This is a genomic window from Sphingopyxis sp. P8 (assembly GCF_020622175.1).
GTDB lineage: Bacteria > Pseudomonadota > Alphaproteobacteria > Sphingomonadales > Sphingomonadaceae > Sphingopyxis > Sphingopyxis jiangsuensis.
Genome location: NZ_JACNMK010000001.1, coordinates 1,015,086 through 1,027,529, shown reverse-complemented (window position 1 = coordinate 1,027,529; position 12,444 = coordinate 1,015,086). Strand labels below are relative to the sequence as shown.

Here is a 12,444-nt window from a genome sequence, read left to right as displayed (position 1 = left end):
TTACGGTCCGCTTGGGCGGACTCTGTAATGGGTTAAAACTGCGCCCAGTTGACGCGAGCGTCAAGCCACTTGTTCGGCGGCATCGGCGCCAGATTTTCTTGTGAGTCCAACCGCGTGAAAAGCGCGGTTTCCGCAACGTCAACCCGATGGCGGAGGATAAAAACTTGGTATCGCGGGCTTGCTTCTTCGCGCATTCGTCCCGAAATGTGCGGCATCAAAGCAACAGTGAAAGCGGGGCAATGACGGGATCGAGTGGAACTCCAGGCGATGGCGATTTGGTCGACGACCGCTATGATCGCGACGGCAAGCTGGTGGTGCCCGACCATGTCGCGGACGCCGTTCGCACGCTGATCGAGTGGGCCGGCGACGATCCTGCGCGCGAAGGGTTGCGCGACACACCAAAGCGCGTCGCGCGCGCGTGGAAGGAATATTGTTCGGGCTATGCCGACGATCCGTCGGTTCATCTGTCGCGGACGTTCGAGGAGGTCGGCGGCTATGACGAGATCGTGCTGCTGCGCGATATTCCGTTCCAGTCGCATTGCGAACATCATATGGCGCCGATCACCGGCAAGGCGTCGATCGCCTATTTGCCGCGCGACCGCGTTGTCGGAATTTCCAAACTCGCGCGCGTCCTCAACGGCTATGCGCGGCGGCTGCAGGTGCAGGAGAGGCTGACCGCCGAGGTCGCGCGCTGCATCTGGGACAATCTGCATCCGCATGGCGTCGCGGTGGTGATCGACGCGCAGCATGGCTGCATGACCGGCCGCGGTGTGCGGACGCCGGGTGTCGGCATGGTCACGAGCCGCCTGCTCGGCTGCTTCCTCGACGACGAGCGCAGCCGCAAGGAAGTGCTGAGCCTGATGGGATATTAGGCGACCGGTCTGCGACTTGAAATCGCAATCGCGGTTCGTCGTCACCCCGGGCTTGATCCGAAGCCAATGCCTTCAGCGCGGTCGTGGATCCCGGATCAGGTCCGGGATGACGAAGGTCTGAAATCGACCGGTTGAGGACGTTCGATCCTCCCTGTGCCGCAGGCATGGGGAGGTGGCAGCCCGAAGGGCTGACGGAGGGGCTGATGGCGCTGGCGGCGCGGCCCCTCCACCCCTCGCTTCGCGAGCGGTCCCCCTCCCCATGGCTTCGCCACAGGGAGGAACTAGCGGCAAATCCCCCCGAACCGGACTCCAAGGAAAAAGGCCCCGGAACCAGCGTTCCGAGGCCTTTTCTGTCTCGCGAGAGGAGAGAAGCTCAGGCTTCCTTGTCTTCCTCGGCGTCCGTATCGGCAGCCGTTGCTTCTTCGGCGGCGGCTTCCGACGGGGGCGTGCCCTCTTCGAACTCGTCTTCGCTGTCGGGTTCGAGTGCCGAAGCGACGGCTTCGGCCTGTTCTTCCTCGAACATCGCGGCGATGACGTCGATGCCTTCCTTCTGCATCTCGGCTTCGTCCGGCGAGCGGGCGACGTTGACGCCGACGGTCACGCTGACTTCGGGGTGCAGCTTGACCTTGACGTCGAACAGGCCGAGCGACTTGATCGGGCGTTCGAGCTCGACCATCGCCTTGGTGACGCCTTCGACGCCGTCCTCGGCCAGCGCTTCGACGATGTCACGCACCGCGACCGAGCCGTAAAGCTGGCCGGTGTTCGACGCCTGACGGATCAGGACAACCTGCTTGCCGTCGATGTCCTTGGCGCGGCCTTCGGCGTCGGTGCGACGTTCGGCGTTGTCGGATTCGATCTTGGCGCGGTTCGCCTCGAACAGCTTCTTGTTGGCTTCGTTCGCGCGCAGCGCCTTGTTGTTGGGCAGCAGATAGTTGCGGGCAAAGCCGTTCTTGACGGTGACGACGTCGCCGATACCGCCGAGTTTCTCGATACGTTCGAGCAGGATGATTTCCATGACGCTGCCCTCCTTACTTCACAATGTAGGGGAGCAGGCCGATGTGGCGCGCGCGCTTGATCGCACGGGCCAGCTCGCGCTGCTTCTTGGTGGACACCGCGGTGATCCGCGACGGGACGATCTTGCCGCGCTCCGACAGGTAACCCTGGAGCAGGCGGACGTCCTTGTAATCGATGACCGGTGCGTCCTTCGCGCTGAAGGGGCAGGTCTTGCGGCGGCGGAAAAAGGGTCGTGCCATGATGCTGTTCCTTATTCTTCGCCGGCGCGGTCACGGCCGCGGCCACCGCGGCGTTCCTGCTTGCGCATCATCGCCGACGGACCCTTTTCGAGTTCGTCAACGCGGATGGTGAGCCAGCGGATGATATCTTCGTTGATCGCGGCCTGGCGCTCGACCTCGGCGATCGCATCGCCTTCGACTTCGGCCGACAGCATCACATAATGACCCTTGCGGTTCTTTGCGATCTTGTAGGCGAGCTGCTTGAGGCCCCAGGTTTCGGTCTTGTGAACCTGGCCCTTGTGCTCGGTAATGATGTTGGTGACGGTTTCCGCCAGCGCATCGACCTGAGCCTGGCTCAAGTCCTGACGCGCGATAAAGACATGCTCGTAAAACGGCATGGTTTGCGTCCTTCGATTTGGCCGATCGCTGATTCCGCGCCAATCGCGAAACCCCTCCGGCTGTCGTCCGGCTTTGCGTATTGGTGCAAAGCAAACGGGGCGACAGGCGCAAGGCCTCGCCCCGAATGGGGGCGCCTATACAGGTTTCGGCGACGGAATCAAGCGCACGCGAGCTTTTCGAGCAGCTCGCGTCCGAACTCGGTGAGGGTGTCGTCGCGCGCGCCGAGGATCAGGATGCGATCGCCTGCGTGTGCCTCGGCGAGCATGGCTGCGCCGCAATCGTCGCGGCTCGCGATGTGCGCTGCATCGCCGCCGTGCGCGACTATGTCGGCGACCAGCGCCTCGCTCCCGGTACTGCGGTCGACCGTGCCGCCGAAATAGACGGGGTCGCTGACATAGAGCCTGTCGCCCGCGCGCATTCCCGCGGCAAAGCTCGACGCCAGTTCCTTGCCCATTTGGCGCAGGGGGCCATAGCCGTGCGGCTGGAAGAAGATCAGCGCGCGGCCCGGCAATTCGGCAACGGCGGCGAGGGTTGCGGCGACCTTGTCGGGGTTGTGCGCGAAGTCGTCGATGACGGTCACGCCGCCTGCCTGTCCGATGACTTCGTAGCGGCGCGCGAGCCCGGAAAAGTCGGCGAGCGCCGCGACCGATTGCGCGACGGGGATGTTGAGCGCGCGCGCCGCGGCGATAGCGGCGAGCGCGTTCGCGGCATTGTGTCGCCCGGGCATCCGCAGGCGCACCGCGTGGCTGTCGGCGGCGAAATGGACGGTGAAGCGGCAGCCGTCGGGCAGCGCCTCGAAATCGCTGCCGCGTACCGCTGCGGCATCCGAAAAGCCGAAGCGCATGACGTTGTCGCCACGGAGCAGGGGTGCCGATTCGGGATCGTCGGCGTTGACCACCGCAACGCGCGCCTTGGCAGCGAAGTCGCCGAACAATTGGTGCAGTTCATCAAGGCTCTTGTGATCGAGGCTGATGTTGGTGACCACCGCGACGTCGGGCCGATAGAACGCGATCGACCCGTCGCTTTCGTCGACCTCGCTGACATAGGTCGCCATGTCGCCGACAAGGGCACTTGCGAAGGGCGTCTCGCCGCTTGCGAAATTGCGCATATAGGCGCCGTTCATCACCGTGGGATTGCGCCCTGCCTGCGCGAGAATCCAGCCGAGCATTCCGGTGACGGTCGACTTGCCGCTCGTCCCGCCGATGCCGACGCCATGGTCCGCCGCATTGAACAGCGCGGCGTTGAGGTCGGCGCGCGTAAGGCGCGGCAGGCCGAGGTCGCGTGCGGCGGCGATGTCGGGGACGTGATCCTCGACCGCTGCCGATGCGACGAGGGTCTGTCCCGGGGCGACGCCGCTGCCGTCCTGCGCAAAGAGTTCGATGCCTCGGCTTTCGATCCAGTCGAACTTGGCTGCGCTGCGCCCCTGATCGCGGCTGCGGTCGGACCCGGCGACCGATGCACCGCGCGCCGCGACGATCAGCGCCAGGGGCAGCATTCCCGATCCGCCGACGCCGCAAAAGAAATAGGATTTGTTTTCGGACATGCCCGCGCGATATGGGCTTGGCGAAGGGTTTGCAACAAGGGCGACACTCCCTTTCCCGTTCGCATCGAGCGAAGTCGAGATGCCCATCGACTTGGCTCCGGCCTTCGGGGTGTCTCGATCCTTCGACAGGCTCAGGACAGGCGTCGCTCGACACGAACGGAAATCGAAAGTCGATCTATGCGCATCGGAATCGTCGCCCCGTCGACACCCATATATCCCGACGATGCCGAAGCCGTGCGCGCGGTTGCCGCACTCGGCTACCCCGATGTCGAGCTCGTGTTCGACGAGCAATGTTTTACGGTCCACGGCCATTTCGCGGGCGAAGATGGGCATCGCTTTGCTGCACTGGTCGAAATGGCGAACCGGCCCGACATCGACGCGATCTGGTTCGCGCGCGGCGGATATGGCGCGGCGCGGATTGCCGAGGACGCGGTCGCGGCGATGACCGGTGCCGCGCGCGGCAAGGCTTTCCTCGGCTATTCGGACCAAGGGAATCTGCTCGCCTGCCTCTATCGCGACGGGTTCGACCATGTCGCGCACGGGCCGATGGTCGCCGACATCCGCCGCGAGGGCGGCGATGCGGCGGTGGCGCGCGCGCTCGACTGGCTGGTCGCGCGCGATCCTGCGGCATGCGAGGCGGGGCTGGAGCATGGCGCTCGCCACGCGGCGTTCAACCTGATGACGCTGTCGATGCTGCTCGGCACCCCGCTCGAGCCCGACCTTGCCGGTCATGTGCTGATCGTCGAGGAGGTCAGCGAATATCTCTACGCCTTCGACCGCGCCTTTTTCCACATGGCGACAAGCCTTGGCCCGCGCGGGCTGGCCGGGCTGCGGCTGGGGCGTGTCAGCGACATACCCGACAATGATCGCCCGTTCGGCAGCGATGCCGAGGAAATTGCGCGCTATTGGTGCGACCGCTGCAACATCCCCTGGCTGGGCCGTGCCGACATCGGCCATGACGCAGACAACAAGGTCGTGCCCTTCGGCTTGCATCGCGCGGGGTGAGCGAATAGGCGGCAGGACTCGTCGCCTCCGTGCAGACGGGGGCCGCCATCGGGATATCCCGGCGGCGAAAACAAGGAACTCCAACGGTCCCCGCCTTCGCGGGGACGACGATTATGAAGGCAGGGGCATGCGCGCATTCATCTTTCCGGGACAGGGCAGCCAATCGGTCGGCATGGGCAAGGCGCTTGCCGAAGCATCGAGCGTCGCGCGCGAGGTGTTTCAGGAGGTCGACGACGCGCTCGGCCAGCATCTGTTCAAGCTGATGAGCGAGGGGCCCGAGGATCAGCTGACGCTGACCGAGAATGCCCAGCCCGCTATCATGGCGAATGCGATTGCGACCTTGCGCGTGCTCGAAAAGGAGGGCGGCGTGACGCTTGCCGCGAAGGCCGATTATGTCGCGGGGCACAGCCTTGGCGAATATAGCGCGTTGTGCGCCGCGGGCGCGTTCGATCTTGCGACGACGGCACGGCTTTTGAAGACGCGCGGGCAGGCGATGCAGGCCGCGGTGCCCGTCGGCGTCGGCGCGATGGCGGCGCTGCTCGGCGCCGACATCGACACCGCGCAAAAGCTCGCCGACGCGGCGGCCGACGGCGAGGTCTGCACCGTCGCGAACGACAACGACCCGTCGCAGGTCGTGATCTCGGGCCACAAGGGCGCGGTCGAGCGCGCCGTCGCGCTGGTCAAGGATTACGGGATCAAGCGCGGCGTGTTGCTCCCCGTGTCGGCGCCCTTCCACTGCCCGCTGATGCAGCCCGCCGCCGATGCAATGGCCGAAGCGCTCGGTACGAACCCGCCCGCCGCGCCGCTCGTCCCCGTTGTCGCGAATGTGACGGCGGCCCCGGTGAGCGACGCCGCTGAAATCCGCGATCTGCTGGTTCAACAGGTCACCGGCCGCGTCCGCTGGCGCGAAAGCGTGCGCGCGATGGAGGATATCGGGGTCGGCCAGTTCGTCGAATTCGGCGGCAAGGTGCTCGGGCCGATGGTCAAACGCAGCGCGTCGGGCGAGGTCGAGGTGACGAGCCTGATCTCGATGGACGATATCGAGGCGCTCATCAAAGCGCTCTGAATTTCGCATATCAGGAGAATTTTCATGTTCGATCTTACCGGCATGACTGCCCTTGTTACCGGCGCTTCGGGCGGCATTGGCTCGGCCATCGCGCAGGCGCTGGCGGCGCAGGGGGCGCGGCTGGCGGTTTCGGGGTCCAATGCCGACAAGCTGAACGCGTTTCGCGATACGCTGGGCGGCGATCATGTCGCCCTGCCGTGTAACCTTGGCGACGCCGATGCCGTCGATGCGCTGGTCCCTTCGGCGGTCGAGGCGCTGGGCGGAAAGCTCGACATCCTCGTCAACAACGCCGGCGTCACGCGCGACAATCTGATCCTGCGGATGAAGGATGACGAATGGTCCGATGTCATCCGGATCAACCTCGAGGCCAATTTTCGCCTCGCGCGCGCCGCGGCGAAGCCGATGATGAAGGCGCGCTTCGGGCGCATCATCTCGATCACCAGCGTCGTCGGCGCGACGGGCAATCCGGGGCAGGCCAATTATGCGGCGTCGAAGGCAGGCGTCACCGGCATGGCCAAGGCGCTCGCGCAGGAGCTCGCAAGCCGCGGCGTCACCGTGAACTGCGTCGCGCCCGGCTTTATCGCGACGGCAATGACCGCCGACCTGCCCGACGCGCAGAAAGAAGCGCTCAACACGCGAATCCCCGCAGGCCGGATGGGCGAGGGGAGCGACATTGCCGCGGCGGTCGTCTATCTCGCGTCGAAGGAAGCGGGCTATGTTACCGGCCAGACACTTCATGTTAATGGCGGGATGGCGATGCTGTCATAATGCGGCTTTGGCGCCGGCCACGAAAGGAACGGCAATGATGAAGGCATTTCCGGCTGGCCTGGTGCTGATGCTGGCCGCCCTGCCGGCGGCGACCGCGGCGCAGGAGGGCGCCAAGCTCGACTGCGGCGTGGCCGGCATGGACGTCGGACAAAGGTCGCTGCTCGGGTCGGCGATGGTTGGCGAAGGCGCCGCCGACGCGCAAGAGGCGCTGATCAAGGAACTCGTCGCTATCGTCGACGGCTGTGCCGAATCGCAGGGAATAGCGGCGGATCTCAAGACCGCCTATTTCGACTACAGCATCGCGCGCGTCGCGCGCGAATGGCTGAGCAGCCGTATGGCCGAATCGAATATGTCGACGGTCGTGATCGACCGCGCGCTCGATTTTGGCCCCACGGGCGCCAATCCCGACCTGTCGCAGGAAATGAGCGAGGAGCAGATCATGAAGATCGTCCAGGCCTATATCGACAGCGGCGTCGACATCGAAAAGGTTGATCCCAAGATCTGGGAATTGGTGGGCGCCTATGCGGCGTCGACATCCATCTATTGGAACCGGCGCAAGACTTTCCTCGATTGATCGAACGCCGGGGCGGTATCGCCCAGCCCCGGCGCGACAATCAGAAGCTGGCGCGCGCCGTCAGGCGGAAATCGCGGCCGGCGAGCGGGACATAATCCTTCGTAAAGCTCGCGTGGCGGCGCGCCTCGACGTCGAAGATATTGTTTGCGGCCAGCGTCAGCGTCAGATTCTTTGCCGCGGGCAGGGGGCGCCAGCTGATCGACGCATTCACCAGCGTGAAGCCCTTGGTCGGCGTTTCGAATTCGGCGATGCGCGTCTGGTCGTCGGTCCATTCGACCTCGACGCGTGCGTCGAGCCGTTCGCCCTGCGCCTCGAGCCCGCCGAGCACGCGCAGCGGCGGGATACGCGGGACATGCTGGTTGACGCCGCCGCGGATCTTGGCGCGCGTCATGTCGGCGGTGACGTCGCCGACGATGTTGAAGCCGCCGAACTGTGCGAGCCGCGCGCTCGCTTCGGCCTCGAAACCCCACACGCGCGCATCGTTCTGGAAATATTGGAAGACCGGAAGCTCGTCCTCTTCGTCTCCGGTCGCCGCCGAATAGATGAAATCGTCGAACCAGTTGGCATAGCCGGTGAGCGCGACGTTGAACGCGTCGCTGCGATATTTGACCGAGGCTTCGACGCCCCAGCTGGCTTCGCGCCTGAGGTCGGGGTCGCCGACCTCGAACGCCTGCGTCGCGATGTGCGGGCCGTTCGAGAATAGCTCCTCGGCCGACGGCGCACGCACCGCGCGCGCGACCGATGCGCCGATCTTGGCGCCTTCGGCAATGTCATAGGTCGCGCCGAGCGCCCCCGAGAAGGCGTTGAAGCGGCGCTCGACGCCCAGGCTCGGCGCGCGGACGCTGGTGGTTTCGAAGCGCGCGGCGCCTTCAAGGCCAAGCGGGCCTGCCGTCAATTCCTGCAGGGTGAAGACAGCGAACTGGTCGGTCAGGTTGCGCGGGACGAATGCCTCGGCGCCCACGGCGTCGAAATCGCGGTGCGAATATTGGACGCCGCTTGCGCCGCGCCAGCCGCCGCGATCGTTCTGGGCGAGCTCCAGGCGGCCCTCGACGCCCTGGTTGGTAAAGACGGTCCCGACCTCGTCGCCCTCGAACTCGGTGTGTTCATAGTCGGCGAAGCCGGCGCGGATGCGGAGCTTGTCGAAAAGGCCGTCGCCGAGCTCGACCTCGCCGCGCAGGTCGGCGCGCCATTGCTTGAGGCCGATCGTGACGGCCTCTTCGCCATGACCTTCCTCTTCCTCTCCTTCTTCCTCGCCCTCTTCGTGATGATGTTCGGTTCCTGGTCGGCTCGGCACGCCATATTTGCTGTCGTAATAGGAAACCGACACGCCCAACTGGCCGCCTTCGTTGATGAGCGACAGGCCGCCCGCCGCGGTCCAGGTTTCGCTTGCCGTGTTGGCGATCTTGCCGCGAGCATTCGCCTGTTCGGTCAGTTCGGCCGCTTCGTCGGCATGGCCCTCTTCGGCTTCTTCTTCGGCAAGGTCGAGCAGTTCGCTGCGCAGCCCGGGGGCAAGAACGAAACCGCCCGAACGCAGGTTGCCGGTCTTGCGCCAGCTGCCGTCGAGATGCGCGACAATCTGCGGCGTCAGCGCGACGTCGACCGAGGCGCCGACATTGCCGTCATCGGCCGCCGTCGCAAAGCCGCCGATGGCGTCGAAGTGGACATGGTCGGCGGGAACCTTGCGCGGGATGCGGCGGTCGAACAGATTGACCGCGCCGCCGATCGCCTGGCTACCGAAAAGAAGCACCGCGGGGCCGCGCAGGATTTCGACGCGTTCGACGGTCAGCGGGTCGATCGTCACCGCATGGTCGGCCGAGGTGTTCGACACGTCGATCGATCCGATACCGTCGGTGAGCACGCGCACGCGCTCGCCCGAAAAACCGCGCAGGACGGGGCGCGAGGCGCCGGGGGCGAAGCTGGTCGCCGACACGCCCGGCTGGCGCGTCAGGCTGTCGCCGATCTGTCCGCGCAGGTCGCGCGCCAGCTCGTCGCCCTCCAGCACCGACACATTGCCGAGGATGTCGAGACTGCGGACATAGGGCGCGGTCACGATAATCGGCTCGCCCGTGTGCACATCGTCGTTGCCCGTCGGCGCCCGGTCTTGTGCATAGGCGGGGGCGGCAAGGAGCAGCGCGAGCGTGACCGTTGCGGAGGGGAGCATGTGCATGGAATATTCCTGTTTCAGTTCGATTTCGCGCGTCGCAGTAATGTTATATAGTTACTATTGCAAGGCCCCGCGCGGGGATTTGCGACCGCTGGCCGAAGGAAACAGGCCGCTCGTCGATGAAGATCGGCAATCGCCCCGCGAAGCGAAGCTGTCTTGCGGGGGCGGAACGGCGAGCCTAGATCATGGGGCATGATCATAGCTGAAAACAGCCTCGACCTGATCGGCAATACACCGCTCGTATTGCTGAAGGGGCCGAGCGAAGACACGGGCTGCGAAATCTGGGGCAAATGCGAATATGCCAACCCCGGCGGCTCGGTAAAGGACCGCGCGGCGCTCTATATCGTCCGCGACGCAGAGGCGAACGGACTGCTGCGTCCGGGCGGCACCATCGTCGAGGGCACGGCCGGCAACACCGGAATCGGGCTCGCGCTCGTCGGCAATGCGCTGGGGTACAAGACGATTATCGTCATGCCCGACAATCAGAGCGCCGAAAAAATGGCGACGATCCGCGCGCTCGGCGCCGAACTCGTGCTCGTCCCACCCGCACCTTTTGCCAATCCCGGGCATTTCGTCCACACCTCGCGCCGCATCGCCGAGGAAACCGAAAATGCCGTCTGGGCGAACCAGTTCGACAATATCGCCAACCGCAAGGCGCATGTCTGCGGCACTGCCGAGGAAATCTGGGAACAGATGGATGGCCGCGTCGACGGTTTCACCTGCGCGGCAGGGACCGGCGGCACCATCGCGGGCACCGGCTTGGGTTTGAAGGCGAAAGATGCCGACGTCGTCGTCGCGCTCACCGATCCGCACGGCGCCGGGCTCTATAATTATTACCAGTGCGGCGAGTTGAAGCCCGAAGGGTCGAGCGTTGCCGAAGGCATCGGCCAGAACCGCATCACCGCCAACCTCGACGGTGCGCCGATCGATACGCAGTTCCGCATTTCGGATGCCGAAGGGCTGGCGATCGTTCGCCGCCTGCTCGACGAAGAGGGGCTGTGCCTCGGCCTGTCGTCGGGAATCAATGTTGCGGGCGCAATGGCGCTTGCGCGCAAGCTCGGTCCCGGAAAACGCATCGCAACCATCCTGTGCGACAGCGGGTTCCGCTATCTGTCGACGCTCTACAACCCCGAGTGGCTGGCGAGCAAAGGATTGGCGGAGGCCGCGGCATGAACAGCAATCAATATGAAGCCCCGATTCCGGCGGTCGCGCCGCCGCAGCCCGAGCCGACGAACGATTCGATGCGGCGGCTTCAGATCGGCGTCGCCGGGGTGCTGACCGTGCTGCTGCTCGTCGGTATGGCGGGATTGATCGGCGACCGCGCCCGCGAGAAAGTTGCAGAAGACGCCGCCGCAACCGAAACAGTCAAGATGCCGGGCGACGAGAAGGCGGGCGCTGCGCCGCTCGAAGAGCTGGGCGTCCAGCCGGTGTCCAAGGAGTCGAAGGACGTGAACGCCCAACCGGGGGCCAAGGTGCCGCAGGCGGCGTCTTCGGCAACGGTTCCCGACCTCGAACCCGACCCCGCCCTCGAACGCGCGCGCCAGTCGGCCAAGTGAGCGCCGCGCGCGTGGCCGGGGCGCGCATTTTATCGGCTGGCGTGGCCTATGCCGCTCCCGCGTTGCTGCTCGGCTGGTATCTTGGCGGCCAGGCGCTGACCGGCCGGGTCGATGCATGGCTGGCCGTTCCCCTGTTGATGCCGGGTGCGCTCCTCCATGCGCGGCTGATGCGTGACACCGATCGGGCAGGCCGCGCGTGGGCAGCCGTTGCCGCGCTGGCATTGCTGATTGCGTTGCAGGGCGCGCTGCACCTCATTTTGGCAGCGCGGCCAGGTGTTCCGGCCTTGCTGGTCACGGCCCTTGCCGGCGCAGTTTGCCTGACGGCGGCGCAGGCACTCGATAAGGTCGCCGTGCGCTGGCCGCGGGCGGTACGCTGGCCGGCTTCGCTGCTCGCCGTGCTCTTGTGGTTCGCCGGGTCGCACGGCACGATCGCGTTGCTGCACCGCGGCGGCGGCGAGCCGGCCGTGCGGCCGGTCGCGGTCATGCTTTCCGGATTGCCGCTGCGCTGGGGCGGCGCTGCGGATCTCGCGTCGATGCTCGACCGCGGGCCTGCCGATCATCCCGTTCTCGTCCAACTCGACCGCGCGGTCGACCTGCGCCTCGTCGATAGCCTTGAGGCGCTGCCGCCCGACGCGCGATTGCTTCTGGCGCATCCACGCGCGCTGGCGCCTGCCGATCTGGTTCGTATCGATGACCATGTCCGCAAGGGCGGGGAAGCGATCCTCTTTGCCGACGCATTGTCGAGCTGGCCGCCGCCGTATCCGCTGGGCGATCCGCGCAACCCGCCGATTACCAGCCTGCTGACCCCGCTGCTCGACCATTGGGGTGTCGAGCTTGCCGCGCCCGCGCCGGCCGATCAGGTCGATGTGCCGATCCAGCTTTCCCGCGAGGGGCCATTGCTGCGCCTCCATTCTGCGGGCCGCTTTGTTCGCCTCCCGTCGACCTGCCGCGCCCTCGGCGGCGGTGCAGTGGCGGAATGCCGCATCGGCGCGGGGCGCGCCCTGATCGTCGGCGATGCCGACCTGCTGCACGAAAGTCAGTGGCGGTCGCCGCTGGCGTGGGCGCCCTGGTTGCGGCGCGCCGACACGATGGCTTGGCTTCCGGCCCGGTTACGCGGCGATGCCTGGGATAGCCGGATCGCGCCGCTGTGGATTCGTCCGCGCGGCGACTGACGCCATCCCCCTCTAATTTCTGACATTTTGGCGTTTGGGAGCGGGCCTTCGTTCGTCTGCGTCCCCGACCTGTCGACCATTCGCCCCGATTTT

13 protein-coding genes are annotated in these 12,444 nt (G+C 65.8%); 8 read left to right on the top strand and 5 right to left on the bottom strand.

Going from position 1 to position 12,444, the window contains the following annotated elements:
- The first annotated feature begins 239 nt into the window (after positions 1 to 239).
- Entirely contained in the window at positions 240 to 872 is a 633-nt protein-coding gene (folE, locus tag H7692_RS05040; RefSeq protein WP_201926399.1) for a GTP cyclohydrolase I FolE, read from the top strand.
- Between the two features lie 373 nt (positions 873 to 1,245).
- Here folE and rplI read toward each other — a convergent pair whose 3' ends face one another.
- The 4 genes from rplI to H7692_RS05020 form a co-directional block, all read right to left on the bottom strand.
- Positions 1,246 to 1,887: a 50S ribosomal protein L9 gene (gene rplI, locus H7692_RS05035; RefSeq protein ID WP_201926397.1), complete on the bottom strand. Its 642-nt coding sequence runs from the start codon at positions 1,885 to 1,887 to the stop codon at positions 1,246 to 1,248.
- A 13-nt stretch (positions 1,888 to 1,900) separates the two neighbouring features.
- Positions 1,901 to 2,125, bottom strand: coding sequence for a 30S ribosomal protein S18 (rpsR, locus tag H7692_RS05030; protein ID WP_089217216.1), 225 nt, complete (start codon positions 2,123 to 2,125; stop codon positions 1,901 to 1,903).
- 11 nt (positions 2,126 to 2,136) lie between these two features.
- Positions 2,137 to 2,502: a 30S ribosomal protein S6 gene (gene rpsF, locus H7692_RS05025; RefSeq protein ID WP_201926395.1), complete on the bottom strand. Its 366-nt coding sequence runs from the start codon at positions 2,500 to 2,502 to the stop codon at positions 2,137 to 2,139.
- Between the two features lie 158 nt (positions 2,503 to 2,660).
- Positions 2,661 to 4,046 carry a Mur ligase family protein gene (locus H7692_RS05020; protein WP_227339855.1) on the bottom strand — a complete coding sequence of 462 codons (1,386 nt, stop codon included), beginning with the start codon at positions 4,044 to 4,046 and terminating at the stop codon, positions 2,661 to 2,663.
- 177 nt (positions 4,047 to 4,223) lie between these two features.
- Between H7692_RS05020 and H7692_RS05015 the strand changes: the two genes are divergently transcribed.
- From H7692_RS05015 to H7692_RS05000, 4 genes are all read left to right on the top strand, one after another.
- On the top strand, positions 4,224 to 5,051 hold the full coding sequence (locus tag H7692_RS05015) for an LD-carboxypeptidase (RefSeq protein ID WP_201926391.1): 828 nt from the start codon (positions 4,224 to 4,226) through the stop codon (positions 5,049 to 5,051).
- A gap of 127 nt (positions 5,052 to 5,178) precedes the next feature.
- Positions 5,179 to 6,117, top strand: coding sequence for an ACP S-malonyltransferase (gene fabD, locus H7692_RS05010; RefSeq protein ID WP_222135748.1), 939 nt, complete (start codon positions 5,179 to 5,181; stop codon positions 6,115 to 6,117).
- 24 nt (positions 6,118 to 6,141) lie between these two features.
- Positions 6,142 to 6,885, top strand: coding sequence for a 3-oxoacyl-[acyl-carrier-protein] reductase (fabG, locus tag H7692_RS05005; RefSeq protein ID WP_222135749.1), 744 nt, complete (start codon positions 6,142 to 6,144; stop codon positions 6,883 to 6,885).
- Positions 6,886 to 6,919: 34 nt separating this feature from the next.
- Positions 6,920 to 7,459, top strand: coding sequence for a hypothetical protein (locus tag H7692_RS05000; RefSeq protein WP_222135750.1), 540 nt, complete (start codon positions 6,920 to 6,922; stop codon positions 7,457 to 7,459).
- A 40-nt stretch (positions 7,460 to 7,499) separates the two neighbouring features.
- On the opposite strand, the gene H7692_RS04995 is transcribed toward H7692_RS05000, so the two are convergent.
- Positions 7,500 to 9,626: a TonB-dependent receptor gene (locus H7692_RS04995; protein WP_222135751.1), complete on the bottom strand. Its 2,127-nt coding sequence runs from the start codon at positions 9,624 to 9,626 to the stop codon at positions 7,500 to 7,502.
- Positions 9,627 to 9,815: 189 nt separating this feature from the next.
- Between H7692_RS04995 and H7692_RS04990 the strand changes: the two genes are divergently transcribed.
- Genes H7692_RS04990 through H7692_RS04980 form a run of 3 tightly spaced genes read left to right on the top strand, consistent with a single transcriptional unit; the run spans position 9,816 to position 12,351 of the window.
- Entirely contained in the window at positions 9,816 to 10,796 is a 981-nt protein-coding gene (locus H7692_RS04990) for a cysteine synthase A (protein ID WP_201926381.1), read from the top strand.
- Positions 10,793 to 11,179 carry a hypothetical protein gene (locus tag H7692_RS04985; RefSeq protein ID WP_222135752.1) on the top strand — a complete coding sequence of 129 codons (387 nt, stop codon included), beginning with the start codon at positions 10,793 to 10,795 and terminating at the stop codon, positions 11,177 to 11,179. The genes H7692_RS04990 and H7692_RS04985 overlap by 4 nt, the downstream gene beginning before the upstream one ends.
- Before the next feature lie 41 nt (positions 11,180 to 11,220).
- Positions 11,221 to 12,351 (top strand): GldG family protein, encoded by a 1,131-nt coding sequence (locus H7692_RS04980; protein WP_227339854.1) that lies wholly within the window; start codon positions 11,221 to 11,223, stop codon positions 12,349 to 12,351.
- Positions 12,352 to 12,444 lie beyond the last annotated feature (93 nt).

Excerpts from the sequence above, each read along its gene's own strand:
- fabG (WP_222135749.1), top strand. The coding sequence starts at position 6,142 with ATGTTCGATCTTACCGGCATGACTGCCCTTGTTACCGGCGCTTCGGGC.
- fabD (WP_222135748.1), top strand. The coding sequence starts at position 5,179 with ATGCGCGCATTCATCTTTCCGGGACAGGGCAGCCAATCGGTCGGCATG.
- rpsR (WP_089217216.1), bottom strand. The coding sequence starts at position 2,125 with ATGGCACGACCCTTTTTCCGCCGCCGCAAGACCTGCCCCTTCAGCGCG.
- H7692_RS04990 (WP_201926381.1), top strand. The coding sequence starts at position 9,816 with ATGATCATAGCTGAAAACAGCCTCGACCTGATCGGCAATACACCGCTC.
- H7692_RS05015 (WP_201926391.1), top strand. The coding sequence starts at position 4,224 with ATGCGCATCGGAATCGTCGCCCCGTCGACACCCATATATCCCGACGAT.
- H7692_RS05000 (WP_222135750.1), top strand. The coding sequence starts at position 6,920 with ATGATGAAGGCATTTCCGGCTGGCCTGGTGCTGATGCTGGCCGCCCTG.
- rplI (WP_201926397.1), bottom strand. The coding sequence starts at position 1,887 with ATGGAAATCATCCTGCTCGAACGTATCGAGAAACTCGGCGGTATCGGC.
- H7692_RS05020 (WP_227339855.1), bottom strand. The coding sequence starts at position 4,046 with ATGTCCGAAAACAAATCCTATTTCTTTTGCGGCGTCGGCGGATCGGGA.
- rpsF (WP_201926395.1), bottom strand. The coding sequence starts at position 2,502 with ATGCCGTTTTACGAGCATGTCTTTATCGCGCGTCAGGACTTGAGCCAG.
- folE (WP_201926399.1), top strand. The coding sequence starts at position 240 with ATGACGGGATCGAGTGGAACTCCAGGCGATGGCGATTTGGTCGACGAC.
- H7692_RS04995 (WP_222135751.1), bottom strand. The coding sequence starts at position 9,626 with ATGCACATGCTCCCCTCCGCAACGGTCACGCTCGCGCTGCTCCTTGCC.
- H7692_RS04985 (WP_222135752.1), top strand. The coding sequence starts at position 10,793 with ATGAACAGCAATCAATATGAAGCCCCGATTCCGGCGGTCGCGCCGCCG.